The 26,815-nt window shown below is 45.1% G+C and carries 26 protein-coding genes, 1 pseudogene and 1 other annotated feature; of the genes and pseudogenes, 5 read left to right on the top strand and 22 right to left on the bottom strand.

The window, feature by feature from the left end; genetic code table 11:
* Positions 1-5: 5 nt before the first annotated feature.
* The 3 genes from aspS to ACMX2I_RS07660 form a co-directional block, all read right to left on the bottom strand.
* The gene (gene aspS / locus ACMX2I_RS07670; RefSeq protein ID WP_414956617.1) at positions 6-1,784 is read right to left on the bottom strand and encodes an aspartate--tRNA ligase; all 1,779 of its coding nucleotides are present in this window, start codon (positions 1,782-1,784) and stop codon (positions 6-8) included.
* Between the two features lie 13 nt (positions 1,785-1,797).
* Positions 1,798-3,072 (bottom strand): histidine--tRNA ligase, encoded by a 1,275-nt coding sequence (hisS, locus tag ACMX2I_RS07665; protein WP_414956616.1) that lies wholly within the window; start codon positions 3,070-3,072, stop codon positions 1,798-1,800.
* A 90-nt stretch (positions 3,073-3,162) separates the two neighbouring features.
* Positions 3,163-3,394, bottom strand: a binding site (T-box leader).
* Positions 3,395-3,454: 60 nt separating this feature from the next.
* Complete coding sequence (locus ACMX2I_RS07660) at positions 3,455-3,625, bottom strand: YrzK family protein (protein WP_148962211.1); 171 nt, start codon at positions 3,623-3,625, stop codon at positions 3,455-3,457.
* A 132-nt stretch (positions 3,626-3,757) separates the two neighbouring features.
* Here ACMX2I_RS07660 and ACMX2I_RS07655 point away from each other — a divergent pair, with 132 nt between their 5' ends.
* Complete coding sequence (locus ACMX2I_RS07655) at positions 3,758-5,320, top strand: SH3 domain-containing protein (RefSeq protein WP_414956615.1); 1,563 nt, start codon at positions 3,758-3,760, stop codon at positions 5,318-5,320.
* Between the two features lie 25 nt (positions 5,321-5,345).
* On the opposite strand, the gene dtd is transcribed toward ACMX2I_RS07655, so the two are convergent.
* From dtd to comN, 8 genes are all read right to left on the bottom strand, one after another.
* Positions 5,346-5,786, bottom strand: coding sequence for a D-aminoacyl-tRNA deacylase (gene dtd / locus ACMX2I_RS07650; protein ID WP_289347786.1), 441 nt, complete (start codon positions 5,784-5,786; stop codon positions 5,346-5,348).
* Between the two features lie 12 nt (positions 5,787-5,798).
* A complete protein-coding gene (relA, locus tag ACMX2I_RS07645) occupies positions 5,799-8,003 on the bottom strand; it encodes a GTP diphosphokinase (RefSeq protein ID WP_289347787.1) in 2,205 nt (734 codons plus the stop codon).
* A 167-nt stretch (positions 8,004-8,170) separates the two neighbouring features.
* Entirely contained in the window at positions 8,171-8,683 is a 513-nt protein-coding gene (locus ACMX2I_RS07640; protein ID WP_087992280.1) for an adenine phosphoribosyltransferase, read from the bottom strand.
* 5 nt (positions 8,684-8,688) lie between these two features.
* Positions 8,689-11,049, bottom strand: coding sequence for a single-stranded-DNA-specific exonuclease RecJ (gene recJ / locus ACMX2I_RS07635; RefSeq protein ID WP_414956614.1), 2,361 nt, complete (start codon positions 11,047-11,049; stop codon positions 8,689-8,691).
* A 66-nt stretch (positions 11,050-11,115) separates the two neighbouring features.
* Positions 11,116-11,448 carry a LapA family protein gene (locus tag ACMX2I_RS07630; protein ID WP_414956613.1) on the bottom strand — a complete coding sequence of 111 codons (333 nt, stop codon included), beginning with the start codon at positions 11,446-11,448 and terminating at the stop codon, positions 11,116-11,118.
* Positions 11,449-11,524: 76 nt separating this feature from the next.
* Positions 11,525-12,022 (bottom strand): cation:proton antiporter regulatory subunit, encoded by a 498-nt coding sequence (locus ACMX2I_RS07625; protein WP_087992283.1) that lies wholly within the window; start codon positions 12,020-12,022, stop codon positions 11,525-11,527.
* Between the two features lie 160 nt (positions 12,023-12,182).
* A complete protein-coding gene (secDF, locus tag ACMX2I_RS07620; RefSeq protein ID WP_414956612.1) occupies positions 12,183-14,396 on the bottom strand; it encodes a protein translocase subunit SecDF in 2,214 nt (737 codons plus the stop codon).
* 38 nt (positions 14,397-14,434) lie between these two features.
* A complete protein-coding gene (comN, locus tag ACMX2I_RS07615; protein ID WP_087992285.1) occupies positions 14,435-14,731 on the bottom strand; it encodes a post-transcriptional regulator ComN in 297 nt (98 codons plus the stop codon).
* Positions 14,732-14,847: 116 nt separating this feature from the next.
* On the opposite strand from comN, the gene spoVB reads away from it, so the two are divergent.
* Positions 14,848-16,404: a stage V sporulation protein B gene (spoVB, locus tag ACMX2I_RS07610; RefSeq protein WP_414956611.1), complete on the top strand. Its 1,557-nt coding sequence runs from the start codon at positions 14,848-14,850 to the stop codon at positions 16,402-16,404.
* Between the two features lie 3 nt (positions 16,405-16,407).
* On the opposite strand, the gene ACMX2I_RS07605 is transcribed toward spoVB, so the two are convergent.
* The gene (locus ACMX2I_RS07605; protein WP_414956610.1) at positions 16,408-17,064 is read right to left on the bottom strand and encodes a DUF421 domain-containing protein; all 657 of its coding nucleotides are present in this window, start codon (positions 17,062-17,064) and stop codon (positions 16,408-16,410) included.
* 196 nt (positions 17,065-17,260) lie between these two features.
* Here ACMX2I_RS07605 and ACMX2I_RS07600 point away from each other — a divergent pair, with 196 nt between their 5' ends.
* On the top strand, positions 17,261-17,650 hold the full coding sequence (locus ACMX2I_RS07600) for a TIGR04086 family membrane protein (RefSeq protein ID WP_202327061.1): 390 nt from the start codon (positions 17,261-17,263) through the stop codon (positions 17,648-17,650).
* 68 nt (positions 17,651-17,718) lie between these two features.
* On the opposite strand, the gene yajC is transcribed toward ACMX2I_RS07600, so the two are convergent.
* The 9 genes from yajC to iolG form a co-directional block, all read right to left on the bottom strand.
* The gene (gene yajC, locus ACMX2I_RS07595; RefSeq protein WP_087992289.1) at positions 17,719-17,985 is read right to left on the bottom strand and encodes a preprotein translocase subunit YajC; all 267 of its coding nucleotides are present in this window, start codon (positions 17,983-17,985) and stop codon (positions 17,719-17,721) included.
* A gap of 40 nt (positions 17,986-18,025) precedes the next feature.
* The gene (gene tgt, locus ACMX2I_RS07590; RefSeq protein WP_414956609.1) at positions 18,026-19,171 is read right to left on the bottom strand and encodes a tRNA guanosine(34) transglycosylase Tgt; all 1,146 of its coding nucleotides are present in this window, start codon (positions 19,169-19,171) and stop codon (positions 18,026-18,028) included.
* 26 nt (positions 19,172-19,197) lie between these two features.
* Positions 19,198-20,226: a tRNA preQ1(34) S-adenosylmethionine ribosyltransferase-isomerase QueA gene (gene queA / locus ACMX2I_RS07585; RefSeq protein ID WP_202327060.1), complete on the bottom strand. Its 1,029-nt coding sequence runs from the start codon at positions 20,224-20,226 to the stop codon at positions 19,198-19,200.
* A gap of 29 nt (positions 20,227-20,255) precedes the next feature.
* Entirely contained in the window at positions 20,256-20,456 is a 201-nt protein-coding gene (locus ACMX2I_RS07580) for a DUF2905 domain-containing protein (RefSeq protein WP_087992292.1), read from the bottom strand.
* Complete coding sequence (gene ruvB / locus ACMX2I_RS07575) at positions 20,449-21,453, bottom strand: Holliday junction branch migration DNA helicase RuvB (protein ID WP_072183425.1); 1,005 nt, start codon at positions 21,451-21,453, stop codon at positions 20,449-20,451. Before ruvB ends, ACMX2I_RS07580 begins: the two co-directional genes overlap by 8 nt.
* 10 nt (positions 21,454-21,463) lie before the next feature.
* Entirely contained in the window at positions 21,464-22,069 is a 606-nt protein-coding gene (gene ruvA, locus ACMX2I_RS07570; protein ID WP_087992293.1) for a Holliday junction branch migration protein RuvA, read from the bottom strand.
* A gap of 138 nt (positions 22,070-22,207) precedes the next feature.
* Positions 22,208-22,720 carry an intercompartmental signaling factor BofC gene (locus ACMX2I_RS07565; protein ID WP_087992294.1) on the bottom strand — a complete coding sequence of 171 codons (513 nt, stop codon included), beginning with the start codon at positions 22,718-22,720 and terminating at the stop codon, positions 22,208-22,210.
* Between the two features lie 47 nt (positions 22,721-22,767).
* Entirely contained in the window at positions 22,768-24,075 is a 1,308-nt protein-coding gene (locus ACMX2I_RS07560) for an MFS transporter (RefSeq protein WP_202327058.1), read from the bottom strand.
* A gap of 72 nt (positions 24,076-24,147) precedes the next feature.
* Complete coding sequence (iolG, locus tag ACMX2I_RS07555; RefSeq protein ID WP_414956608.1) at positions 24,148-25,173, bottom strand: inositol 2-dehydrogenase; 1,026 nt, start codon at positions 25,171-25,173, stop codon at positions 24,148-24,150.
* 236 nt (positions 25,174-25,409) lie between these two features.
* On the opposite strand from iolG, the gene ACMX2I_RS07550 reads away from it, so the two are divergent.
* Positions 25,410-26,060: a phosphotransferase gene (locus ACMX2I_RS07550; RefSeq protein WP_414956607.1), complete on the top strand. Its 651-nt coding sequence runs from the start codon at positions 25,410-25,412 to the stop codon at positions 26,058-26,060.
* 40 nt (positions 26,061-26,100) lie between these two features.
* Here ACMX2I_RS07550 and ACMX2I_RS07545 read toward each other — a convergent pair whose 3' ends face one another.
* Complete coding sequence (locus ACMX2I_RS07545) at positions 26,101-26,223, bottom strand: hypothetical protein (RefSeq protein ID WP_148962226.1); 123 nt, start codon at positions 26,221-26,223, stop codon at positions 26,101-26,103.
* A 274-nt stretch (positions 26,224-26,497) separates the two neighbouring features.
* On the opposite strand from ACMX2I_RS07545, the pseudogene ACMX2I_RS07540 reads away from it, so the two are divergent.
* Positions 26,498-26,694, top strand: a pseudogene (locus ACMX2I_RS07540) (DUF5412 family protein); the annotation flags it as partial.
* Positions 26,695-26,815: the final 121 nt, after the last annotated feature.

Here is a 26,815-nt window from a genome sequence, read left to right as displayed (position 1 = left end):
CTCATTCAGCTCTTTACTTTTTTCTTGATAGAAAGGTGAAGCTCGCCCAGCTGGGCGTCGCTTACTTCGCCTGGCGCTTCTGTCATCAGGCAGCTTGCACTTGCCGTTTTCGGGAATGCAATCGTATCTCTTAGGTTCGTACGTCCTGCGAGAAGCATGACGAGACGGTCTAAGCCAAGCGCGATTCCGCCGTGCGGAGGGGCGCCGTAATCAAATGCTTCCAATAAGAATCCGAACTGCTCAGCCGCTTCTTCTTGTGAGAAACCAAGAAGCGCAAACATTTTTTCCTGAATGTCCTTTTCGAAAATACGGATTGAACCTCCGCCAAGCTCATAGCCGTTTAAGACGAGGTCATAGGCTTGTGCTTTCATGTCTTCAGGCGCTGTTTCAATCAGTTCAAGGTCTTCACGGACAGGCATTGTGAACGGATGGTGGGCTGCGTAAAAACGGCCTTCCTCCGGATCATGCTCTAAAAGCGGCCAGTCGATAACCCATAAGAAATTGAACAGGTTTTGGTCAATCAGTCCGCGTTCTTTCCCAAGCTTTAAGCGCAGGGCGCCGAGCGATGCGGCAACCACTTCGAATTTATCCGCTCCGAACAGCAGCAAATCACCTTCAGCAGCATCAAGCGCCTCAATCAGCTTGGACTGCTTGTCTTCATCAAAGAATTTGGCGATCGGGCCTTTCACTCCGTCTGCCTCAACTTTCACCCAGGCAAGTCCTTTTGCCCCGTAGTTTGCAGCAAAAGCGCCCAGAGCGTCAATATCTTTTCTGGAGTAATCGCCCGCTCCGCCTTTTACGTTGATTGCTTTTACCACGCCGCCGTTTGCCACAGCTGATGAGAATACTTTAAACTCTGTATCCTTCACAATGTCAGACACATCTGTCAAAAGCATATCAAATCGGGTATCCGGTTTATCAGAACCATAACTGTTCATCGCCTCATCATACGTCATTTGAGGAAGAGGAAGCTTGAGCTCCACACCTTTTGTTTCGCGCATAATCTTTGCCATCATATCCTCAGCCAATGACATAATATCTTTCTGGCTCATAAAGGACATTTCAATATCAATTTGCGTAAACTCAGGCTGGCGGTCCGCACGCAAGTCTTCATCTCGGAAACAGCGGGCAATTTGATAATAGCGTTCAATGCCGGATACCATCAGAAGCTGTTTAAATAGCTGCGGGGACTGAGGCAGCGCATAGAACTCACCTTCATGCACTCGGCTCGGAACCAAGTAGTCACGTGCGCCCTCAGGTGTGCTTTTTGTTAAAATCGGCGTTTCAATATCAAGAAACCCTTTTTCATCTAAAAAGCTGCGGGCAGCTTTCGTCACGTTATGACGCATCTGCATTGTTTGAAACATAGCCGGTCTGCGTAAATCCAAGTAACGGTGTTTTAAACGGACATCCTCTGATACGTCTTCCGCTTGATCAGAAATCGCAAACGGAGGTGTCTTTGCAGCACTTAATACGGCCACTCCATCAGCGTGTATTTCGATCGCGCCTGTTTTTAAATTCTGATTGACTGTTCCTTCTTCACGCGCCACCACTTTTCCTTGAATGTCGAGCACGTATTCGTTTCTGATGCCTTCTGCAATAGCAAGCGCTTCTTTTGACACATCAGGGTTAAAAACGACCTGAACAATCCCCGTACGGTCGCGCAAGTCAATAAAAATCAGTCCGCCGAGGTCCCGTCTTTTTTGGACCCAGCCTTTCAGCGTTACAGATTCACCAATTGCTTTTTCAGTTATTTCGCCGCAATAATATGTTCTTCCAAACAATACATTCCACTCCTTATCCCTTTTGATTTGCCTTCATCACATGTATAAATTCATCAAGTGCCACTTCAATCTGTTCGCCCGTCTGTGCATCTTTTACATTGATTTTATTTAGGGCAAGCTCATCTTCACCCAAAATCGCAATAAATCTGGCATTTAGGCGGTCAGCTGTTTTGAACTGGCCTTTCATTTTCTTATTTTCATAATCGATTTCGCTGGAGATGCCTGCTTCTCTCAGTTTGTACACCAATGAAACAGAATAATCCTTTGCTTTCTCGCCGAGCGTGACGACATAACAGTCGATTCCCTGATCAACAGGCAGTTCTCTTTTTTCAGCATCAATTGCGGCAAGCAGGCGTTCAATGCTCATCGCAAACCCGATGCCCGGCGCTTCAGGCCCGCCGATCTGTTCGACCAAACCATCGTAGCGTCCGCCGCCTGCAAGTGTCGTAATCGCGCCAAAACCCTCCGCATTGCTCATGATTTCAAATGCGGTGTGGTTGTAATAATCCAGCCCTCTCACAAGGTTAGGATCAATTTCATACGCAATGTTAAGATCGTTTAAGTATTGCTTTACTTTCTCAAAATAAGCGGCTGATTCTCCATTTAAATATGTCAAAATCGAAGGTGCTGATTTCATCAGTTCATGATCGCGGTCTTTTTTGCAGTCCAAGATTCTGAGCGGGTTTGTGTGCAGACGTGACTGGCAGTCTGAACAAAACTCTTCGATGCGAGGCTCAAAATGTTTCACGAGCGCTTCTCTGTAGCTTTTGCGGCTTTCTTGGTCGCCGAGACTGTTTATGACAAGCTTGACGTTTTGCAAACCTGCTTTTTGATAAATACTCATCGCAAGCGCCATGACTTCGGCATCAATCGCAGGGTCACTCGAGCCTATTGCTTCAATTCCAAACTGATAGAACTGGCGGTACCGGCCCGTCTGCGGACGTTCATAACGGAACATCGGCCCGACATAATAAAGCTTTGTCGGCTGGACAGGATTTGCAAATAGCTTATTTTCATTAAAAGCGCGAACCGCCGCAGCTGTTCCCTCTGGTCGAAGCGTCAGGCTTCTTCCTTTGCGGTCCTGGAAGGTATACATTTCTTTTTGTACGATATCTGTAGACTCTCCGACACCTCTGGCAAATAGTTCTGTATGCTCAAAAATCGGTGTGCGGATTTCTTTATATTGATAAGTGCGGCAAGTGTCTCTCATAATTTGTTCAACAAACTGCCAGCGATCTGATTCTCCGGGCAGAATATCCTGTGTTCCTCTTGGAATGTTATATCCCATATGTAGACCTCCTTATGTATCCCTTATAAAAATATACAATGATCGTTAATGATGAAAATAAAAAAACTCCCGCCCCTACTATACATGTATAGTAGGGACGAGAGTTATACCCGTGGTGCCACCCTAGTTGGAATATGTTCATATTCCCGCTCGATCCTTTAACGCAGGTTCACGTTCACTGCCTAATGACGGGATTAACGCGTTCAGCAGGAAACCTCCGGAGTGTTGTTTCGAGAAAGACGCAATGGGATCCGCTTTCAGCCTGGGGCGGTTCCTCTCTATCCATGCAATCTGACCTACTCTTCTCCATTATTGGTTCAAATCTTTCATCATTTTGCTATGTACTCAATTTCTATTATAATAATGGGATTGAGGTTCTCTGTCAAGCTTTATTCCGGTTGTTTTTCCTCATCGCTGCTTCTTTGGACATAAGACCAAATTCAGATGCCGTTTCAGTAAGATAGCCAGTCGTATCAGGTTCAGCGTGATCGCTGTAATGCAGATTTGCTTCACCGTCGTGAAACGCGCGGCCCATTTTTGGATGATATTTCATGATTTGCACACCTTTTTGATTGTATTTACGCCTAGTATAAACAAATCATTTTATTTTTATTTAAAAATCAGAAAGGACTTTACGATATTAAGCAAGAAAGTTTTTTTTATGATCATCTGAAAGGAGGACACAATGAGCAAGAAATACTTTGTTCTTATTGTATGTATTATCGTCGCGGGGGCGCTTTTCCCGCCTTTTTCTTCCGTTACAGCCGCTCAGGGAGAAGCGGTCATCGCAACAGATGAAATGAACGTCAGAAGCGGCCCGGGGCTTAGCTACGGGATTACAGCGAAAGTAAAAAAGGGAGAGCATTACCCGATTTTAAAAGAAGAAGGAGACTGGATGCAGATACAGCTTGGTTCCGGAGACAAAGGATGGGTGGTGTCATGGCTTATTACAAAAGAAGATCAGGGCAGCTCAAGCTCTTCGGAAAGCAGTGATACTGTTACATCAACAGATCCAGATCTGCGAATGAGAACCGGACCCGGCACTTCATACGACGTCATCGGCAAATTCCCGCAAGGCAGCCAAGCGTCTGTCATTGATAAAGATTCGGGCTGGATCAAGATATCCTATCAAAATGCCACCGGATGGGTGTCATCTGAATATGTCACGTCAAGCGGCAGCAGTTCAGTATCTGATGGGAATGATGGGAATGATCAAACCGAATCTCCCGGTGCATCAACGGGCACGGTCGGTGTCTCCTCACTAAATGTAAGAGCCTCCGCCTCACATGACGCGGCGATTATAACGAAACTGGATCGCGGAACGAAAGTGACGATTCTCAACGAGAAAAATGGCTGGGCTCACATCGAAGTGAACGGGTTGAAAGGCTGGGTTGCAAGCCATTACCTTTTGACTAGTTCTGATCCAGCTGAAGATTCAGCAAATGCCGGCAGTTCCTCCTCCGCTAAAAAAGCCTATATCGTATACGGAGGAACGAACGTAAGAAGTGATGCGTCAACATCATCTTCGATCGTAGAACGTGCTGCCAAAGGCGATTCCTATCCGATAACCGGTTCAAAGGGCAGCTGGTATGAGATAAAGCTTGATAACGGACAGACTGCTTATGTCGCCAATTGGGTGGTCCAAACGTCTAAAAGTGCGGAAGAATCAGGAGAACCCCCTGTCGCTGATTCCCCGTCCGGAAACGGCTCTCTAAACAATAAAACGATTATTGTTGATCCGGGACACGGAGGAAAAGACAGCGGAACGATCGGCTACTCGGGTAAATTCGAGAAAAACCTGACGATTAAAACAGCAAAACTGCTCGCCGGCAAACTTAGATCGGCTGGAGCAGATGTGTATGTGACACGCCAGGATGATACCTTTGTCAGCTTACAGTCACGGGTCTCTACGTCTCACTATCGCAACGCTGACGCCTTTATCAGCATTCATTATGACAGCTATGCGGATGCTTCCACGAGAGGCAGCACCGCTTACTACTACAACCCTGCCAAAGATCAGGGACTGGCGTCAGATGTACATTCAGAAGTGGTGAAGCGTTCTTCCATTCCTGACCGCGGCGTGTTATTCGGAGATTATTATGTGCTTCGGGAAAACAGACAGCCCGCTATGCTGTATGAGCTGGGGTATTTAAGCCATCCGCAGGAAGAGGCCATCGTACATAGCAGCTCTTACCAAGAAAAAGTAACAGACGGTATCGAGAGCGGATTGGAGAAATATTTCCAATAAAAAAAGCTGCCTTTTGGCAGCTTTTTTATTTTGAATCCATCATGAGCGTGACCGGTCCTGAGTTTGTAAGCTGAACATCCATCATCGCTCCAAACATTCCGGTCTCCACTTTGATTCCTTTTTCACGAAGCAGGTCGTTCCATTTTTCATAGAGACCTAAAGCTTTATCAGGTTTTGCGGCGTTCATGTAGTTCGGCCGGCGCCCTTTTTTCGTATCTCCGTAAAGCGTAAACTGTGAGACGGATAAAATCTCTCCTCCTATATCTAAAAGAGACAGATTCATTTTCCCTTCACTGTCATCGAATATACGAAGATGAACCATTTTATCGGCCAAATAAGCTGCATCCTCTTCTGTATCATCGTGAGTGATGCCGACCAGCACCATGACGCCTTGTCCAATTTGACCGACAACCTCTTCATTCACTGTTACGCTTGCTTCAGTTACTCGCTGAACAACTAATCTCATTTTCTAACCCCTTTAGTTCATGACGCGGCGCACAGAATAGATATCTCTTATCTGTTTAATACGCTCGACGACTTTGTGCAAGTGATTGATGTTCTGAATAAAAATCGCCATATGAATAGTTGCCACTTTATTGCGATCCGATTTGCCAGAAACAGATGAGATATTTGTTTTCGTTTCATTCACTGCCTGAAGCACCTCGTTCAGCAATCCGCGGCGGTCATACCCAAGAATCTCTATCTCAACATTATATTCCTTGCGCTTTTGAACCTGCGACTCATGTTCCCACTCTACCGGAATCAGCCGCTCCAGGGCTTCATTCGTTTTGACATTCGGGCAATCTTCACGATGGACCGAAACCCCTCTGCCTTTTGTGATAAATCCGACAATATCGTCACCCGGTACAGGATTGCAGCATTTTGATAAACGGACAAGAAGATTGTCGATCCCCTTGACGCGAACGCCCGCTTCCCGTTTCCTGCCTTGCGGGTACGGCTTAGATTCCGCAGTGACTTCCTGAACGCTCTTTTCCTGTTCTTCCTGATCGCGCTGCTTTCTCTCTTTTTCCGTCAGGCGGTTTGCGACCTGCAAGGCTGTAATGCCGTTATAGCCGACCGCTGCGTACATATCCTCTTCATTTGAGAAATTAAACTTGTCAGCAACCTTCTGGATATTCTCCGGCGTTAAGACATCCTTCACTTCAAAATCCAGATTCTTAATTTCTTTTTCTACCAGCTCACGGCCTTTTTCGACATTTTCTTCGCGCCGCTGTTTCTTAAAGAATTGACGGATCTTATGCTTCGCCTGGGAGGTTTGGGCAAGCTTCACCCAATCCTGGCTCGGACCATAGGAGTGCTTAGACGTCAGAATTTCTACGATATCACCTGTCCGAAGCTTATGATCCAGCGTTACCATTTTTCCGTTTACTTTGGCACCGATTGTTTTATTGCCGATTTCAGAGTGAATCCGGTAAGAAAAATCAATCGGAACAGAACCGGACGGAAGCTCGATTACATCTCCTTTCGGTGTAAAGACATACACCATGTCAGAAAACAAATCGATTTTGAGCGATTCCATAAATTCTTCAGCATCTGTTGATTCATTTTGGAATTCTAAAATTTCACGGAACCAAGAAAGCTTTTTCTCAAAGGTTGCGCCTTCGGTGGCCGCTTTCCCTTCTTTATAAGCCCAGTGAGCCGCAACTCCGTATTCCGCAATTTCATGCATTTCAAAGGTGCGGATCTGCACCTCCAGCGGATCGCCTTTAGGCCCGATAACCGTTGTATGAAGCGATTGATACATATTCGGCTTCGGCATTGCGATATAATCTTTGAATCTGCCGGGCATCGGTTTCCAGCATGTGTGAATGATGCCGAGCACCGCGTAGCAGTCCTTTATGCTATTCACAAGAATGCGGACAGCCAATAAATCGTAAATTTCGTTAAATTGCTTATTTTGCAGCACCATTTTGCGATAAATGCTGTAAATATGTTTCGGACGTCCCGAGAAGTCAGCTTTGATGTGCACTTCTTCGACACGATTCTTCACTTCATCGACTACCTCTTCGACATAAAGCTCACGTTCTGCGCGTTTCTTCTTCATGAGGTTGACAATTCTGTAATATTGCTGAGGATTCAAATAACGGAGCGCCGTGTCTTCCAATTCCCACTTAATTTTGGAAATCCCGAGTCGATGCGCCAAAGGCGCAAAAATCTCCAGCGTTTCATTGGAAATTCTCCGCTGTTTTTCCTGAGGGAGATGTTTCAGCGTCCGCATATTGTGAAGACGATCCGCCAGCTTGATCAGTATGACCCGGATATCTTGAGCCATAGCGACAAACATTTTGCGATGATTTTCCGCCTGCTGTTCCTCTTGAGATTTATATTTAATTTTGCCGAGCTTCGTTACGCCGTCCACAAGCATTGCCACTTCTTCGGAAAATGCTTCTTTCAGGTCATCAAGCGTCACATCTGTATCTTCCACGACATCGTGAAGAAATCCGCCCGCGATTGTGGAAGGATCCATTTCAAGATCCACGAGAATTCCCGCAACCTGAATCGGATGAATAATATATGGCTCGCCCGATTTGCGGTATTGCTCGCGATGAGCATCCTCAGCGTACAGATATGCTTTTTCGACAAATGCGATATGCTCATCAGATAAATAGCTGCGCGCTTTATCAATAACTTGCTCGGCAGTCAATACTTGTTCGTTCGCCATGGAATCACCTTTTTTAGAATGTAAACTGTATTGTAGTTTATTATCAAGAAAAAAACGAAAGATGTAAAGAGCAGAAGTTCAAATCGCCAAATATTATATAAAATAAATGCAAAACAATAGGAAAAAAGCACCCTGACATGGAGTGCTTTTTCGTTATGCGATTATCCTTAGTATTTCATCAATGTTAACATGTCATAATCTTTAAGCTTTTCTCTGCCGTCAAGGTAAGAAAGCTCGATTAAGAAAGCGATACCAGCAACCACGCCGCCAAGTTCTTCAACAAGTTTGATTGTGGCTTCAATTGTGCCGCCTGTCGCAAGCAGGTCATCTGTAATGAGCACACGCTGACCCGGTTTAATCGCATCTTTATGGATCGTTAATACGTCTTTTCCGTATTCCAAGCCGTAATCCACTTTAACCACTTCACGAGGCAACTTGCCTTCTTTGCGGACCGGCGCAAAACCTACGCCAAGCACGTAAGCAACGGGACAGCCGATAATAAAGCCGCGCGCTTCAGGGCCGACGACCAAATCAATTTGTTTTTCTTTCGCATATTCAACAATTTGGTCTGTGGCATAGCGGTATACATCGCCTTTATCCATCAATGTCGTAATATCTTTAAATTGCACGCCCTCTTTCGGGTAATCCGGTACAATTGTTACGTATTGTTTTAAATCCATCTGTTTTATGTCCTCCTCGTACTTTCATAAGCCTCTGAATCTTGTTTCATCAGCTTATTCAGCCATTCCTTCAGCTCTTCAGCAGAAGAATAATTCAGCTTTTGATCCAATTCCATCAGCTGCTTCTTCGCCTGATAGGTTTGTGAGTCTGTTAAGTCGCGTTTCTTGACTCCGCTAATCACAGACAGCACACCATTCTCTATTTTAACAAAACCGAGATCAAAAAACACCTTTGTCATGAAATTGATTGTTTCAACGGACCAGCCCTTATGTCTCGCAAGCTCTGAGCCGTGTTGTTTCACGTCAAAAGAACCTCTTTTCAGAAGAAACCCATAATACCATTTAAAGTGGTCTCTTGCTGGAAAAGCTGATAAAAAGTGATCCTCTTGATTAAGAAAAATAAAATATATCCGCTCAGGCATCTTGCCTTCCAGCAAATGTGCGAGCATGTCCAACGAAGGCGGCGGATCCAGCAGTACAATATAAGCACCATCTAGATCTAACGCCTTCGCCTGATCTTCAGAACTGATGACGCGCACTTCGCGGCGAAGATCTTCAGTCTGAAGAAGTGTTGTTGAGTCTTCTTTGAAAGAGACAATGGCCCGTTTAGCAGATGGAAGGGCAGAAACTGTGTCTTCCCACATCCGTTTCCCCCTTAAATCAAACAGCTGCCATTCAGAAACAGCGGCATCCTTAATCATAAGCTGCGGTTTTTTTCTATTGTTCCATTCGTTGATAGACATCTCACCGACAATTGAAATTCTTGAGCCGCGGACGATGCCTTCTTCAAGCTCACCTTTATTAAAACCGACGCAATCAAGCTGAGATGACTCGTTTCTGACCGTCATTTTGACATGATTTTTATTTGCTCCAATCTTCCGGACGTCTTCCAGCACAGCGTTTTCTACGAGAACGTGCGGTTTCGGGTTCAGCATGCCAAAGGGGGACAGCAGGTTCATTTCTGTAATGCTATCAACCGAAATGTCCTCGACACCGCAGACGAGATCTACTTCCTGTACAGGAATGAAATCCTCTTCCGTAAGCGTATTGTCCGCTATTTGATTCAGCCTGTTTCGCAAATCCGGCACATCTTCGGCATTCAGCGTCATCCCCGCCGCCATTGGATGGCCGCCGAAATGAGGAAGAATATCTCTGCATTCAGAAAGGCTTTCGAATAAATTAAAACCCCTGATGCTCCGGGCCGAACCTTTAGCGATCCCTTTTTCTTCATCAATGCCAAGCACAATGGCCGGGCGGTAGAAACGGTCCACAAGCTTTGAAGCCACAATTCCGACGACTCCCGGATTCCATCCGGCTTTGGCCACGACGATTGCAGTTTGATCGAGGCTTTGCTGTTCAACCATTTCAATCGCTTCATCCGTCATTTTGCTGACCATCTTTTGGCGCTCTTTGTTCAGCTGGTCAATTTCAGCGGCAAGCTCTCCCGCTTCAAACGAATCCTCTGTCATGAGCAAATGAACAGCGGGATCCGCCTGTTCAATTCTTCCGACGGCATTCAGCCTTGGTGCAAGCTGGAATCCGACTGTTTCTTCGTTCGCTTCTCCGATGTCTCCGCCTGACAGCTTGATCAGCTCTTTTAAGCCCAGCCGATTCGTCTGACGAAGCCTTTCAAGTCCCAGTGTTGCAATTAATCTGTTTTCGTCATGCAACGGGACAAGATCGGCAATGGTGCCGATTGCCGCCAGGTCAAGCAATTCATCTGGGAGTTCGCCCAATAAAGCGTGGGCAAGCTTAAACGCGACTCCGACTCCGGCCAGTTCTTTAAACGGGTAGGTGCAGCCCGGCTGCTTCGGGTGGACGATCGCGTAAACATCCGGAAGTTCCGGTCCCGGCTCATGGTGATCTGTAATGATGACATCCAGTCCGAGTTCCTTTGCCACCTTTGCTTCATATACAGCGGCAATTCCTGTATCAACCGTAATAATCAGAGAGAAGCCCCTTTCCTTAATCGAACGAAATGCCTGTTCATTAGGGCCGTAGCCTTCTTTAAAGCGGTCAGGTATATAAAAATCAACTTGAGCCGACAGCTTTTGCAGTGTGTGCAACATCACTGACGTACTGGTAACTCCATCGGCATCATAATCGCCATATATCATAATCTGTTCTTGTTGTGAAATCGCCTGTTTTATTCGCTCTGCCGCTTCTTTCATGCCCTTCATTTCAAAAGGATCATTAAAATCGGCATCCTTTGTATGTAAAAACAGCCTTGCGCTTTCTGCTGTATCAAAGCCTCTTTTTACAAGCAGGGACGCAACAAGAGGTGTTATATGCAATTGTTCTGTGAGTGATTTGACCTTATCCTGATCTGGTCGCTGGATTTCCCATCGCATTTTTGACGCTAACATAAATTCACCCCTCAACCACCCTATTATACTAGAGCAGGCTGAGGGGTTTCAAATATTATTCGAAAACTAGTCTTTTTTCTCAAGTCTGGCTGATGCATCCTGTGTGTCATTCAGGTCAGCTTGCAACGTATCCTCTTGTTTATGTATCGTTCCTTGTACAGTTTTCTTTTCTTTCCGCAGCGCTTTTATTTCCCGCTTTAGTTTCATCACCTGAAAAACGCCGGCAGAAAATACGATCAGCGCGCCCATTAAAACTGAGCCCAAAATAACTAAAATAAGCGGCCACTCCGATCTGCCAAACAGGTAATCAACTTCTACCGATTTTACATTAATCACTGCAAAAATAGCGACAATTAAGGTAAAAATAAGTGCGAAAATAATGGTCCATTGTTTATTCATTCTCTTCCTCCAAAACTTCAGAATATTAGGCAACTTTCCCTGTCAAGGCTTGTTTTAAACATGGCTTGACACTAGGTCAAGCCTCATTTGCGGTTAATTTTTCCCGGATCAACCTCTTCAATCCGTTTCCCTCACCGGAAATCACAAGGGTATCTCCCTCATCAATAACTATTTCCGATCCCGGATTCAATTGTTTTTCCTGATTCTTCTTAATGATCGCAATGACAGTCACATGATATTCCTGTCCTGCGTTCAAATCACCAATTGTATGATGAATGGCAGGCGCTCCCGCCTCTGCTTTACACCACTCTATGATTAAATCATTAAGGGCTGCCTCGACGCTTTCTAATGCTTTCGGTTTATATGCCATTCCGCCGAGAATGGCAGAAATTTGCCTGGCTTCAGCATCGTCAAATTGGACGGAGGCCACACATTCTTCATGATCATTTTCGTCAAAATAGTACAACTCTCTCCGGCCGTCATGATGAATGATAATTGAAATTTTATCGCAGTTTCTAGTGATGATTTCAACTTTATGCCCTATGCCCGGCAGCACTGATTCACGAACCCTCATAGATAAACCCTCCCACATATCTGAAAACCAGCCACAAATACTCTTTAACACCATTTATATGTTTAAATGTAAGCGCATGTCATTATAGCAAATGTCTATTTTAAGTTCAATGAAACTTCAAAAAAACAAGCTGCCCTGCAAAGGACAGCCTGACATTTTTTTATTGCACCGAATCTTTTTTCAGTTCTTTCCCTTTCCATACAAGCCAAATTTGTGCGGCGATATAGAGGGATGAATATACACCTGTTAACAGCCCGATTAACAGTGCGACTGAGAAGTTTGTAATAGAGGCCGCTCCAAAGATCAACAGCGCCACTACAACAATAACTACAGTCAGTACAGTATTAACTGAACGCGTAAAGGTTTGCTGCAGGCTTAGATTTACGATATGGTTCAGGTCAGCAAACGTTTTCGGCTTACGTTTTTTCATATGCTCGCGAATCCTGTCAAATGTAACAATTGTATCGTTTATCGAATAACCGATAATCGTCAGGACGGCGGCAATAAACGTCACATCTACTTCCAGCCTTGTAATGCTGAAAATGGTGAGGATGAAGAAAGCGTCGTATAACAGTGAAGCAATAGCAGCAATCGCCATTTTGTATTCAAACCGGATCGAAACGTAAATAATGATACCGATAGAAGCGATCGCGACTGCGTACAGAGCACTTCTTGCCAGCTCTTTACCGACTGTCGGTGAAACTGTGCTGACATTCGGCTCTGTTCCGTATTTGTCTTTGAAATACGTTTTTACTTTGGCAATCGTTTCTTTATCTGGGACCCCGACAAAACGTGCAACCCCAATATTGCTCTTGTCACCAGAAAGAACAACTGTATCAGGGTCCATGCCAAGTGATGCAAAATCTTTCTCCACCTGCTCTGTCGTCAGCTTATGGTCGCTTTGCACTTCAATTCGTGCGCCGCTTGCAAAATCAATGCCCAGATTCAGCTTAAACACAAGCAGAATGATAATCCCTATAACAGTGATGGCACTGGATAATAAGAGGAAAAATTTACGTTTGCTTGTGAAATCCCATTTTTGGAACGGCGTATACGGCTCGGTATTTTCATCTGTATGCTGAATATCCATGATATGTTTCTTTTTGACGCCGAACCAGCCTTTTTTCCGATCAAACCATCTGCTCTCCACAAGAAGCGACAGCAAAAATCTAGATAAGAAAACCGCTGTGATAAAGCTTGTTAAAATCGACAAAATCAGCATTGTCGCAAACCCTTTTACAGAGCTTGTCCCAAAGATGAAAAGCACAACGGCGGCAATAATTGTTGTAATATTCGCGTCAAGAATCGTCGCGAATGACCGTCTGTTTCCTGAACGGAAGGCAGAGCGGACTGACTTTCCTAGCTTAAGTTCCTCTTTAATCCGTTCATAGGTGATGATATTCGCATCAACAGCCATCCCGACACCTAATATCAGCGCGGCAATTCCCGGAAGTGTGAGTACAGCGTTCATCCAGTCAAAGACCTGGAGAGTAATATAGATGTAAACTGACAGCGTAATCACCGCAATAAATCCAGGCAGACGATAATAGAAAAGCATAAATAAGAAAATAATTGCGATTCCGATAATGCCTGCAAACACGGTATCCTGCAGCGCCTGCTGTCCAAATTGCGCGCCTACTGATGTTGAATATTTTTCAGTCAGTTTTACAGGAAGCGCGCCGGCGTTTAAAATGCTGGCTAAATCTTTCGCTTCTTGAGCTGTGAAATGCCCTTCAATTTTTACATTAGTTGTATTTAGCTCCTGACTTACATTTGGAGCGGATACATATTTAGGATGCTCTTTTTGAACTTCTTTCTTAAAAGAATCGCCTTTTTCGTAATCCAGCCAAATGACAAGCTGGTTATTGGGCGCCATGTTCATGACCTTTTTGGTCACTTCGCCAAATTTGTCAGCATCTTTCAGTTTGATGGTGACAATCGGCTCATTTGTTGTGCCGTCATATGTTTGTTTAGCCCCGTTTTCGACGAGGTCAGCACCGTTCAGCAGTTCCTTATCATTTGCATCTCTGAAAGAAAGCTGCGCTTCAGTGGCCAAGATTTCACGTGCTCTGTTTTGGTTTGTCACCCCAGCGAGCTGAACGCGAATCCGGTTATTTCCTTCAATTTGAATGTTCGGTTCACTGACACCGAGAACATTTGCCCTCCGGTTCAACGCCTCTACTGTGCTGACCAGAACGTCTTTTGTGATTTTGTCACCTTTTTTTACGGGCTGTACATCATACAGCACCTCAAATCCGCCTTGCAAATCCAATCCTAACGTAATATTGTTAGCGGCAGGCTTCGTAAAGTAGCCCAAGCCCGTGCCGATCAATAAAACGAGAAGGAAAAACGCAATCAAGCGTCCTTTTTTCATTATGTATATCCTCCCTTAAACCTATGTGAATCAGCCTGCTATCTCAGCAGTTCTTCCAATGCTTCCTGGCCTTCTTCACTTCCCAGCCAATTAGACGTTTTAAATGACTCAACGGTTGCATAGTTCATAAATTCGCCAATTTTCACTGATAAAATATCGCTCGTCAGTTCATAAATGTGCAGTTCCGTTTTCTTTTTCCACTTCTTATGTGTTAAGTAAGACCACAAACTTTCGAGTTCAACATCATCATACCCGAGAATCTTAAACTCTTCCAGTTTGCTGTAAAGAAACGGCCTGACGTGGTCTTTATATAGATCGGCGGGATGCTTCTCCATGAATTCCACGCTCCTTTTTTTATTGTTTTTCAAGAAGACTTGTCATGCTTGGACGATATATACGCATATCTTTATTGTATATGATTACAGGTAGTTTGAGAAGGCAGGGGGTAAAAATGGCGAAACAGACGTTTTTAAGGGGCACTCTTATCCTGATCGCAGCAGGAATGGTTACAAGAATGCTCGGGTTTGTCAACCGGGTGGTTATCGCCCGTTTTATCGGTGAAGAAGGAGTCGGGCTTTACATGATGGCGGCGCCTACCTTCTTCTTGGCCACTACATTAACTCAATTCGGTCTGCCGGTCGCGATCAGCAAGCTTGTCGCTGAAGCAAGCGCGCGCGGGGATCATCAAAAAACAAAAAATATTTTAGTCATGTCTCTGACCATCACAGGAGTGCTCAGCCTGATCTTTACACCGCTGTTTCTGTTTTTCGCCCCGGTTATGGCGGAAACGATGCTGACAGATAAGAGAACACTGTATCCGCTCCTGGCCATTACACCGGTTGTGCCGATTATTGCCATATCGAGTGTGTTGAGGGGATACTTTCAAGGAAAACAGAATATGAACCCGCTTGCCGTGTCACAAGTTCTTGAACAGGTCGTCCGCATTTCACTTGTCGCTGTATGCACGACGATTTTTCTCCCTTACGGAATTGAATATGCGGCAGCGGGAGCAATGATATCCTCCGTCGCAGGTGAACTGGCATCACTTCTTTATTTGTTCATTTGCTTTAAGTATAAAAAGACAATTAAAATCAGAAAGCATTTTTTCCAGTCAATTAAAAACGGAACACAAACCTTTACCCAATTAATGAGCGTGTCCCTTCCAACGACCGGAAGCCGGTTTATCGGCAACCTCTCTTGGTTCTTCGAGCCGATTGTCGTCGCTCAAAGTCTTGCCATCGCCGGTGTGGCAACAGTTGCCGCCACGAAGCAATACGGGGAACTGACCGGCTTTGCCATGACGCTGCTGACCCTGCCCAGCTTTATTACATATTCTTTGTCGACTGCACTTGTTCCTGCGATCAGTGAAGGAATGGAACAGAAAAAACTGCAGGTGGTGGAATACCGGCTGGAACAGGCTATGCGTCTATGCCTGCTCAGCGGAGGCATTGCAGTTGTCATTTTATATGTTTTTGCGGATGAGCTGATGAGGGTGATGTATGGTTCCTCAGGCGCAGCTGTATTTATCAAAGTCATGGCTCCGTTTTTTTTGCTGTATTATTTTCAAGGCCCTCTTCAAGCTGTCCTGCAGGCGCTTAATTTAGCGGGTGCCGCGATGATGAACAGCTTAATCGGGGCACTTGTCAAAACAGGCCTTATTTTCGTCCTTGCCACCAGACCGTCCCTCGGCATCATGGGCGCGGCATTAGCCATCGTAACAGGCATGGTGCTCGTTACGCTTTTGCATGCGGCAACAGTGAGCAAGGTGCTGCCAATCAGTATCAAAATCAAGGAGTACGCGCTCAGTTTCGCTGTGATTGTGGTATGCGGATTCATCAGCTCCGCTATCAAACAATATGTCACCTTTGGAGCGTCCGAGGTTGTGAATGTCGCCGGATGGATTTCGATGAGCGCTGCCGTCTATATCATCCTCCTGCTTGTTTTCCGTTTAATTAAAAAAGATGAGCTTCGCCGCATTCCCATTATCAGACGGCTGATCGTCCGATAATGGTCACGTGGGAGGCCCATCTTTTTCATCAATAAATAATTCTCCGTCAGTAAACGAGCAAAATGAAATCTCTGAAGGATTTGTATATCCGTGTTTTCTTAATTTTTCAAGCAGCCATTGCTTATCTTTACCGATTCTGGATAGGTTTTCTGTTTGGATATCTCCGTCTATAATGAGCGGCATTTCGAGCTGCCGATGCTCGCCGCTCTTTTCTTTTTTGACAACTGTCAGTTTGCCTGACGGCTCCAAAATGGCAAATGATACATCAGCTACTCTGTCGATATTATTTTCTCTGAGCTGAACCATTAAATCATCAAAATTATAACGCTGTGATTTCATTGCGTCTTCATCAATTTTTCCATATTTAATAATAATCGTCGGTTTTCCGTCCAGAAGCTGGCGGATTTTTCGGTTTTTTAAAGAAAAGTATGCGAATGTCACTTGAATAATCATTAAGACAAGCATTGGCAAAATGGTGTGAAATAGATGATCTTCTACGTTTTCTATCGCTAAAACGGCAATTTCAGCCATCATGATAAAGACAACGAGGTCTAAAATGCTAAGCTCCCCGATCTCCCGTTTGCCCATAAAACGAAAAATGACCAATATCACAAAATACAATATGATTGTGCGAATCGTAATAGTGAGAAGCTCTTCCATATTACACCTCCAACTCATCATAGGATGCAACAAAACGAACAAATTATGTAAGATGAACAAGTTGATTTCATAAAGCTTTTACGTCTAATTATCGGGTTAAGGGAATACATTTTTACAAAGACGAGCCATCAGCATGTCTGACGGCTTTGTTCAAAAAGAACAGAGGCCTTTACATACAGGCAGAGAGGAGACATTCATGGAGGAAACGAAACAAGTTGGAAAAGGCATTCTTTACGGCTTAATCGCCATTTTCTCAGCCATGCTTCTGACGAGCTTAGCCGTTTCACTTTTACTGACGGCAACCTCGCTGGAAGAGTCATCATTCAACTGGCTGATCACTGCCATCTCATTTCTTTCTTTATTCATCGGCGGGTTTATTTCAGGAGGAAAAGGGAAGGAAAGAGGCTGGATGATCGGGGCATTAACCGCCTTAAGTTTTTCAGTGATTATTTTATTGTTTCAGTATTTAGGGTTCGGAAAAACATTTACAGCGGAGCAACTGCTCTATCATCTTGGATTTTTAGGGGTGTGCATGCTGGGCGGGATTTTCGGCGTGAACATGAGGGGAAACAGGTCTTCAACATAAAAAAGACGACAAAAAAAAGAGCGGGATCATCCGCTCTTTTTTTTGTTTGCTATGTACAGCTCCTGCTGTTATTCAGCAGCAGAAACTTCTCTGATCGCGCGGCGGTCGAACGTAAGACGTGTGTTTTCACCAGTCTTAACGACGACTTTGCTTTCGTCGATAGAGTCAACAGTACCGTGCAATCCCCCGATTGTCACTACTGAATCGCCTTTTTTCAGTTCCTCCTGCATTCGGCGTACTGCCTTTTGCTGTTTTTGCTGAGGACGAATCAGCAAGAAGTAAAGGACCGCAAACATTAAAATAATAGGAACCAATGTGCCTAAAGTGCCTGTCATGATTTTCACCCCTTTCTGTAAGCCTGTGATTTATTTTTATTTAGAAGCTTTTCGCATTTGGCTTGTTGTAGCCGTAACGCTCAAAGAACTCTTCTCTGAAATCACCCAGACGATCCTCACGAATAGCCTGTCTTACCTGCACCATTAAGTGTAACAGAAAATGAAGGTTATGGTAAGTTGTTAATCGAAGGCCAAATGTTTCGTTGCAGCGGATCAAATGTCTGATATACGCACGAGTGTAGTTTTTACATGTATAGCAATCACAGTCTTCATCAATCGGACGGAAATCTCTTTCGAATTTCGCATTTTTCATATTGAGACGGCCTTCAGCTGTAAACACCGTACCGTTTCTAGCAATCCGCGTAGGCAGCACACAGTCAAACATGTCGACCCCGCGGATCGCTCCGTCGATCAGCGCGTCCGGAGAACCGACTCCCATCAGATATCTCGGTTTATCCTTCGGCAAGAGCGGTGTTGTAAACTCAAGCACACGATTCATGACATCCTTCGGTTCACCGACAGATAATCCGCCTATAGCATATCCCGGGAAATCAAGAGAAATCAAGTCCTTCGCGCTTTGCGTGCGCAAATCTTCATATTCTCCGCCTTGCACAATGCCAAACAGCCCCTGTTCATCCTGACGGGTGTGGGCATTGAGGCAGCGTTCCGCCCAGCGGCTTGTCCGCTCAACTGAGCGCTTCATATAATCGTACTCTGCCGGATATGGCGGGCATTCGTCAAACGCCATCATAATATCAGAGCCGAGTGCGTTTTGGATCTCCATCGCTTTTTCCGGAGATAAAAACAGCTTGTCTCCATTTAAGTGATTGCGGAAATGGACGCCCTCTTCCTCTATATTACGAAACTTGCTTAAAGAAAAGACCTGAAAACCGCCTGAATCTGTTAAAATCGCGCGGTCCCAGTTCATAAATTTATGGAGCCCGCCCGCTTCTTTGACAATATCTTGACCCGGGCGGAGCCATAGGTGATACGTGTTGCTTAAAATGATGCCCGCATCCATTGCTTTAAGCTCTTCAGGCGACATCGTTTTGACTGTCGCCAGTGTGCCGACCGGCATAAAAACAGGCGTTTCAAAGGAGCCATGAGGCGTATGCACTTTGCCCAGCCGCGCCCCTGTTTGTTTGCATTCTTTTATAAATTCATAGCGTATTGGTTGTTCAGCCACTTTTGATGAGGCCTCCTGTTCTCGAATTATAGGATCAGCATCGCGTCTCCGAAGCTGAAGAAACGGTATTCCTCTTCCACCGCATGGTTATAGGCGCGCAAAACGTTTTCTCTTCCCGCAAGCGCGCTGACCAGCATAATCAATGATGATTTCGGCAAATGGAAGTTTGTAATCATTCCGTCAATGGCTTTAAATTCATAGCCCGGATAAATGAAGATAGATGTCCAGCCGCTTGATGCTTTAAATTGCCCATCATGCTCCCCGGCAATCGTTTCAAGCGTGCGGGTCGAAGTCGTACCGACAGAAATGATCCGGCCGCCATTTCCCCTTACTTTGTTTAAGACCGCAGCCGTGTCTTCTGACATTTGATAAAACTCCGCATGCATATTATGCTCTTCCACGTCATCGGCACTCACAGGGCGAAACGTTCCAAGGCCTACGTGCAGTGTGATGAACTCAATTTGCACACCTTTGTCTTTCAATTGCTGTAAGATTTCTTCGGTGAAGTGAAGGCCTGCTGTAGGCGCAGCGGCAGAGCCAATTTCTTTTGAAAACACTGTTTGGTAGCGCTCTCTGTCATCAAGCTGTTCTTTGATATATGGCGGGAGCGGCATCTCTCCAAGAGATTCCAGCACCTCGTAGAAAATGCCTTCATAGTGAAATTCCACTTTTCTGCCGCCATGCTCAAGCTCTTCCGTGCAGACTGCCTTTAACCTTCCGTCTCCAAACGTCACTACGGTTCCTTTTTTCACCCGTTTCGCCGGTTTGACAAGCGTCTCCCACTTGTCACCAGCTTCTTGTTTGAGCAAAAGAAGTTCCACTTTCGCGCCGGTATCCTCTTTTGTTCCGAATAACCGCGCCGGCAGCACACGGGTATTGTTCAGCACAAGACAATCTCCTTCTTTAAAGAAGCTGATAATGTGTTTAAACGAGCTGTCAGTCAGCTCTCCTGTATGTTTATCAAGCACCATAAGCCTTGAAGCATCGCGCTGCTCCAACGGCACTTGTGCAATTAAACGTTCCGGTAGTTCAAAATCAAATAAATCGACTTTCATGATGATTTCACCTTTATTCTAGTCTTTTGTTATTTCATTCTGCCGAAAAGATTAAGCAAAATTGATAATACCACACTTATGATGATACAAGTGACAACCGGGAAGAAAAACGTGACATTTCCCTTTTTCACAAAAATATCTCCCGGCATCTTGCCGACAAAATGCAATACTGCTCCGATGATAAGCAAAACAGCACCAAGAATCATAATGATCTTAGGGAATTCAATCATATCGTGGAGCCTCCATTTGGAAATGATGATACACGGCCGGTGTCACGATCCTTCCACGCGGCGTTCTTTGGATAAAACCGATTTGCAGCAGATACGGTTCGTATACGTCTTCAATCGTATGAGGTTCTTCACCGATAGTGGCTGAAATGGTGTCAAGACCCACCGGGCCTCCATTAAACTTTTCGATCATACCCATTAGCAGCTTGTGATCAATATGATCCAAACCGAGGCGGTCAACCTGGAGCCGCTCCAGCGCATCCTGTGAAATCTCTTCCGTGATCCGGCTGTCACCCAGCACCTGGGCGAAATCGCGGACCCTCCTCAGCAGGCGGTTCGCTACGCGGGGCGTACCTCTCGATCTCCTCGCAATTTCAAGAGCTGACGGATTATCAATTTCAACCTCGAATACATCAGCGGTTCTTGTGACGATATCCGCCAGCTCTTCTTGCGTATAGTATTCAAGGCGCGACATCACGCCGAACCGATCTCTTAACGGCGCCGTCAAAAGCCCTACCCTCGTCGTTGCGCCTACCAGCGTAAAAGGCGGCAAGTCGAGCCGAACCGAGCGGGCAGAGGGGCCTTTTCCAATCACAATATCCAGACAAAAGTCCTCCATCGCCGGATAAAGCACCTCTTCTATCGATCTGTGCAGCCTATGTATTTCATCAATAAATAATACATCACCCGGTTCCAGCGCCGTTAATATGGCAGCCAAATCACCAGGTCTTTCAATCGCGGGCCCTGATGTCGTCCGCAATTCCACTCCCATTTCATTGGCAACGATGGAAGCAAGCGTTGTTTTCCCAAGTCCGGGCGGCCCGTACAGAAGAACATGATCCAGCGTCTCCTGTCTCATTTTCGCCGCATCTATAAACACACGCAAATTTTCTTTCACCTTATGCTGTCCGATATACTGCGCCAGATTTTGCGGCCTCAAACTTTGCTCTATCACTGATTCATGGTTGTCTGCTTCACTTGAGACGAGCCGTTCATCCATGAACATCACCTTACTTCAATAGTTTTTGTAATGCTTTTTTTACATATTGGTCTGTTGTCAGCCCTACTTCTTCTTTTAAGTGAGGAAGCACCTTTTTGATTTCTTTTTCAGCATATCCTAGAACCCTGAGGGCCTCAAGCGCTTCTTCGAGAGCAGTTTCTGCTGTTTGCTTTTCAAGCCTTTCTTCATGATTAAACAGATTTTCAATCATTTCAGGCACAACATCAGCGAGCTTTCCTTTTAAATCAAGAATAATCTGGCGCGCAGTTTTCTTTCCTACACCAGGAAACTTGACCAAAAAGGCTTCATCCTCACTTTCAATTGCTTGGATAACCGCTCCCGGATCACCTGAGCCTAAAATAGCGAGTGCCCCTTTTGGACCGATTCCGGTCACGTTTAACAGCTTTGTAAAGAGCGCCTTCTCCTCCCTTGTTGAAAAACCGTAGAGCGAAAAAGCATCCTCTCTGATATGGTGGTACGTAAAAATCGTTTCTTGGTTTCTCTCCTTATATATAAACGGATTCGGCGTGAAAATCTGATAGCCAATGCCGCCGTTCTCTATCACAATATATTGGGGAGATACATAATCAATCGTCCCTTTAACAAATTCAATCACGCAAATTCACCTCTTTGACTGTTCTTCATTGTACCATAAAAACAGCCAAAGTCTTATAGAAAAGTTAACATACGTTCGCTTCTCTCTCATTCTCCCACGAAAAAAAAGACATGAATACATGTCTTCAATCAGCGGACGTCACCCGCTGTATGTCTTCATATGTTCTATGACGTCCTCAAACTCCGCTTTTGTCCGAAATGGAATGCCTCTCAGCAGATTTTTTTGCATATGGCTTTCCAGCCTTTCTAAATCAATTTGAAAAAAAGACTGAATCGGTTCGGAAGCTGACTCAGGCCGCCCATGAAAAGTGGAAATCACGCCATTATCCGATACACCGATATACCCGTTCACCTTGCTGAGCGGAGAAATATCGTCCATTTGCTTCCGGAAGAGCACATATCCCTTACTTTGTTCGACAAGCGTCCAGCCGGTATAAGCTGCCCAAAACTCATCCATAGAAAGCACTTTTTCACGCTTATGCTCAATGCTGACATCTCCGTCCAAATACACTTTTTCAAGCTGCACATGCACCTGCAGCGGTTCATAGTGCTCCACTTCCGCCCCTAGCGCGTGGGGAGGAGCACCTAATAGAAATGCTGCGGCTGAGCAAAGAATGCCCAGCAAAAGATACGCCGTGCTGAATCGTTTCACCCTCTACACCTCTTTGCACACGTTTATGACTAGTTTGACCAAAGAGGCTACTGCTTAACCGTTTTCTCGAAATTTGTTTGCATGTTTTCCGTGACAAGCCTTTCCTCCGTATACATATCAGCGTTTTGCTCAGAAATCGTCAAAAATTGTGTCAGAAAAGCGCTGAAAAAATACAATGCCGCAAAGATCCAAATGACACCGCCAGCACCGAGCGGTCCAATGAAAAGACTGACGATGCCCGGCGCGATAAACGCACATAAACCGGACCCTAAGTTCAAGACTGACATGGCAGCGCCTTTATTATCAGGTGCAAGTGTCGGCAAAAGCGCGCTCAATGGCACGTAGCCGGCCAATGCTGCACCGTAGCAGCAGGCGATAATCATCAGCACCCAATACTGATGCCCGATCAACTGAGGCGTGTAATAAAGCGCCAGCGTAAAAATACCGCACCCGACACCGCCAAACCACATCACGGTATTGCGCCAGCCAAGTTTATCTCCGACTGCACCGAAAATGATATTAAACACAATATTCACGAAAAACAGCGTTCCCCATATTTGCAGCCATTCTGAAACGGAATACCCGTAACGCGCTAAATAAGTTGGGAGAAAAATCGCAAATCCAAATTGTCCTATGGCATTAATTGTCTTGACCACACCGCCGATGCCGACTTTAGGGTTTTCAAACATAATTGTAAATGCCTTCGATAGTTCTTTCCATTTCGGCTGATCTTGTTGTTGTACCGGTGTGAATTGATCTTTGTTAACAAATAGGGCGAGGAATCCGCCTGCCGCGACAAACAGCAAAGCGCTCCAAAGCGTATTGATTTCTCCAAAGGCCGGAACCGCATAGCTGGAATAGAACGGACCGAGCACATTTAAGCCGCACGTAAACATAAACCAAAACCAGCCGACGGCTTTTCCGAGAATATGATGAGAAGTGCTGTATGACACCCACACGAGAAAAGAATATGCAAACAGCGGATATCCCAAGCCTCTAAGTGCATAGCTGCCCAGGAGAGCCGGATAATGCATATGAGGAATTGCCCAGCCGATAAAAGCCGCCGAACCGAGGATAAATGCAAGCAAGCCGACAATCATCGTTTTTCTCGGCCCCCAAGTTTGGACAAACGTGCCTGAAAGCCAAGCCGAGATGGTGACAGCAATGCCGTACATGGTAAATAACGAAGCGGATTGCTGCATGCTGAGACCATGTTCAACGAGAAAAGGAGACAGCCATCCTTGTTCGAGTCCGTCTCCAACCATAAAGATCACAACGCCAATATAACCCCAAATCATGTGAGAAGGAATTCCGATTTTATTCAAAAAATTTCCTTTATCTTGTGCTGTATCCATTTTCTCCACCGCCTACTTAAAGTATCAATGGAGGTTATATACCCAAGCTTTCTGAATTGTAATCCTGCTTGATCAAAAAGCGATTTTTTCATTGTGCTCGACACTGACAGGCATGCCGATAGCGAGCGACTGCTGAGCCGCTCTGGCGATCCGTTCCGCCTGAAAACCGTCGTTTCCGGTGCACGCAGTTTCCCGGTTTGTGCAGATCGCTTCCGCAAACCGAATCATCTCCTCCTCATACGCATCCTTATAGCGTTCAAGGAAAAAGAAATGCGGTTTATCTTTCATCACAAAATCAGCAGTTGACACTTCGACTGTCGTCGGCCTGCTGTTGTCCGCCGCTGCCGAGCCTTTCGTCCCGAAAACCTCGACTCGCTGGTCATATCCGTAAACAGCTTGGCGGCTGTTGTCAATCACAGCCATGGCACCGTTTTCAAAAGTCAGCGTAATGACAGCCGTATCAATATCCCCCAGCTCTGCAAAGGAAGGATTCGCCAAAGCCGCCCCTTTTGCATACACTTCCGCCACTTCGCTTCCCATAATATATCTGGCCATATCAAAATCATGGATCGACATATCCATAAACAAACCGCCAGAAGTGCGGACATAATCTATATTCGGGGGTTCTGGGTCCCGCGATGTGATTTTTAATAAGTGGGGCGTTCCGATTTCACCTTTTTCAACAATGGTTTTGATTCTTTTAAAATGAGGATCAAAACGGCGGTTAAAACCGACTTGAAGTGCAACCCCGTGTTTCCGTACGGCCGCAAGCGCTTCTTTTGTTTCATCTAAAGAAAAACTGATGGGCTTCTCACAAAAAATATGCTTTTTCGCCTCAGCCGCTTCTCTGATCATCTGTGCATGTGCGGCTGTCGGTGAGCAAATAAAAACAGCGTCAATATCAGAGTCATGCAATAAATCACGATAGTCAGAGGTTATGTATTCAATTTGATGACTGTCAGCCCAGCTTTTTATACGGCTTGCCTGAATATCAGAGACCGCCTTTATTTTCATATGAGGAATCCGGCGTATATTTTGAACATGAAGTTTGCCGATGCGACCTGCACCGATAATCCCTGTTACAATCTGTTTTGTCATAGCTTGTTCCCCCTTGAACATTTACGAAAGCGCTTTATTTTAAATTAATACTATCCCATTTGTAAGCGCTTTTCAAGAATGGAAATGATCGCTTTATGTCTCTTTTATCACAATCGAGGTTTATAGGTAGCCTTCTTCTTCAAGACCAGATACACTAGATATAGGCTCTTTTTCCTGAACAGTTTATGATTTTCCTATAAACAGCTGCATAAAATAGAGCAAAGAAGGTGAATGAAATGCTGACAAAAGCAGAGGCACTGGCCCATTCAGTCATATACCACAAAAACAGCAGATTTGATAAAGTGAAAGAAAAGCCCGGGGAATTGACACTCATCGGCAAGGGAAGAAGTGCTTATGTGTTTGCCTTAACAGAGGGCGATCGAAAATTGGCGCTAAAAGTATTTTTCCCAGAGTATCAAGCGACAGCCGTCAAAGAAGCCGCGATCTATGAAAAGTTAGCCGGGTCCGCGTTCTACCCTGACATCTACGAAACTGGTGATTCATTTATTCTCATGGAATATATTAAAGGTGAAACCTTTTATAACTGTCTGAAGAAAGGCATCGCGATCAGTGATGACATGATTCAGCAGGTTGAGGAAGCACTTTCTGACGCCCGGGCCGCCGCTCTGAACCCGTCAGACATTCATTTGCGGAATCTGATTCTGACAGAAACCGGGGCAGTGCGGGTGATTGATGTTGCAAGATTCGAACAGACCAAAACGTGCACCCAGTGGGACGATTTAAAATCAGCGTATCATGCACTCTACAAAAAACCGATATTCCCCAAAAAGATTCCGGGTTTTTGGCTGGAGGTTATCGCATTTTTATATAAGAAAGATTGGTTCCAAAAGCATTTCGCACAACGGAAAAAAATATTCTTAAAATGAAAAGGCAGCCGCACAAGCGGCTGCCTTTGTTGGTTTATATTTACTTTCTGACAGCAGAAATCAGTTTCATTTGTTCAGGTGACAGCTTAATTCGATAGCCTCTCACAGTTAAGTAAACCGCTTCTGAGTCTTTCTCCCAGGAATGACAAAATATTTTCTCCATTTCTGTCTCCCCCACCCTTTATTTGATTAGTCCATCATACCACCGCTTTATTGAGTGAATTTTAAGGAAATGTAAAGATCGTATGAACATGAGAGAAAAAAAGGGGAGCATTACATGTTACACGCAGTAAAATCCCACTCATCCTATTTGCACTTCTGATATTCTTCGGCCCGCCGTCTATTGAATGTTATTTTCACTGAAGAGCGTTCCGAAAGGCCATTTCGAACAATCGGTTGAATCGCCGGATGGCAGTTATACGTTACACACTTATGTATCCCGCAATACCTTTAGCTTAGATGCGGCCCGAGGAACTTGTGAATGAAAAAACACTTGTCAAGGAAACAACTTACTGGAATGATCCGGACAGCAGCCCAAGTCACATGGATCAATCACAATACAATGAAAATCGACAATCAGACTTTACACCTTGCTATTGATGAAACGTATGATTGGCGAAAGGTTGATCATTAGTTACGTGAAGAACTGCCGCAGGCGCCATTGAGATGATGAAATATGAATGATATGAACTGAACTAGTGAAAAACGAATCAACAACTGACAGAGCTGGGCCATTTGCTGCTAAAGAATCTTAT

It is taken from the genome of Bacillus sp. SW14 (genome assembly GCF_047608225.1).
GTDB lineage: Bacteria > Bacillota > Bacilli > Bacillales > Bacillaceae > Bacillus > Bacillus subtilis_G.
The sequence above is the reverse complement of the archived record's forward strand: the minus strand, read 5'-3'. Positions and strand labels throughout refer to the sequence as shown.

What these genes read in the sequence shown, in the direction of transcription:
- hisS (WP_414956616.1), bottom strand. Translation starts at nt 3,072, where the DNA reads ATGGGATATAACATTCCAAGAGGAACACAGGATATTCTGCCCGGAGAA.
- ACMX2I_RS07660 (WP_148962211.1), bottom strand. Translation starts at nt 3,625, where the DNA reads ATGAAATATCATCCAAAAATGGGCCGCGCGTTTCACGACGGTGAAGCA.
- ACMX2I_RS07655 (WP_414956615.1), top strand. Translation starts at nt 3,758, where the DNA reads ATGAGCAAGAAATACTTTGTTCTTATTGTATGTATTATCGTCGCGGGG.
- dtd (WP_289347786.1), bottom strand. Translation starts at nt 5,786, where the DNA reads ATGAGATTAGTTGTTCAGCGAGTAACTGAAGCAAGCGTAACAGTGAAT.
- relA (WP_289347787.1), bottom strand. Translation starts at nt 8,003, where the DNA reads ATGGCGAACGAACAAGTATTGACTGCCGAGCAAGTTATTGATAAAGCG.
- ACMX2I_RS07640 (WP_087992280.1), bottom strand. Translation starts at nt 8,683, where the DNA reads ATGGATTTAAAACAATACGTAACAATTGTACCGGATTACCCGAAAGAG.
- recJ (WP_414956614.1), bottom strand. Translation starts at nt 11,049, where the DNA reads ATGTTAGCGTCAAAAATGCGATGGGAAATCCAGCGACCAGATCAGGAT.
- ACMX2I_RS07630 (WP_414956613.1), bottom strand. Translation starts at nt 11,448, where the DNA reads ATGAATAAACAATGGACCATTATTTTCGCACTTATTTTTACCTTAATT.
- ACMX2I_RS07625 (WP_087992283.1), bottom strand. Translation starts at nt 12,022, where the DNA reads ATGAGGGTTCGTGAATCAGTGCTGCCGGGCATAGGGCATAAAGTTGAA.
- secDF (WP_414956612.1), bottom strand. Translation starts at nt 14,396, where the DNA reads ATGAAAAAAGGACGCTTGATTGCGTTTTTCCTTCTCGTTTTATTGATC.
- comN (WP_087992285.1), bottom strand. Translation starts at nt 14,731, where the DNA reads ATGGAGAAGCATCCCGCCGATCTATATAAAGACCACGTCAGGCCGTTT.
- spoVB (WP_414956611.1), top strand. Translation starts at nt 14,848, where the DNA reads ATGGCGAAACAGACGTTTTTAAGGGGCACTCTTATCCTGATCGCAGCA.
- ACMX2I_RS07605 (WP_414956610.1), bottom strand. Translation starts at nt 17,064, where the DNA reads ATGGAAGAGCTTCTCACTATTACGATTCGCACAATCATATTGTATTTT.
- ACMX2I_RS07600 (WP_202327061.1), top strand. Translation starts at nt 17,261, where the DNA reads ATGGAGGAAACGAAACAAGTTGGAAAAGGCATTCTTTACGGCTTAATC.
- yajC (WP_087992289.1), bottom strand. Translation starts at nt 17,985, where the DNA reads ATGACAGGCACTTTAGGCACATTGGTTCCTATTATTTTAATGTTTGCG.
- queA (WP_202327060.1), bottom strand. Translation starts at nt 20,226, where the DNA reads ATGAAAGTCGATTTATTTGATTTTGAACTACCGGAACGTTTAATTGCA.
- ACMX2I_RS07580 (WP_087992292.1), bottom strand. Translation starts at nt 20,456, where the DNA reads ATGATTGAATTCCCTAAGATCATTATGATTCTTGGTGCTGTTTTGCTT.
- ruvB (WP_072183425.1), bottom strand. Translation starts at nt 21,453, where the DNA reads ATGGATGAACGGCTCGTCTCAAGTGAAGCAGACAACCATGAATCAGTG.
- ACMX2I_RS07560 (WP_202327058.1), bottom strand. Translation starts at nt 24,075, where the DNA reads ATGGATACAGCACAAGATAAAGGAAATTTTTTGAATAAAATCGGAATT.
- iolG (WP_414956608.1), bottom strand. Translation starts at nt 25,173, where the DNA reads ATGACAAAACAGATTGTAACAGGGATTATCGGTGCAGGTCGCATCGGC.
- ACMX2I_RS07550 (WP_414956607.1), top strand. Translation starts at nt 25,410, where the DNA reads ATGCTGACAAAAGCAGAGGCACTGGCCCATTCAGTCATATACCACAAA.
- ACMX2I_RS07545 (WP_148962226.1), bottom strand. Translation starts at nt 26,223, where the DNA reads ATGGAGAAAATATTTTGTCATTCCTGGGAGAAAGACTCAGAAGCGGTT.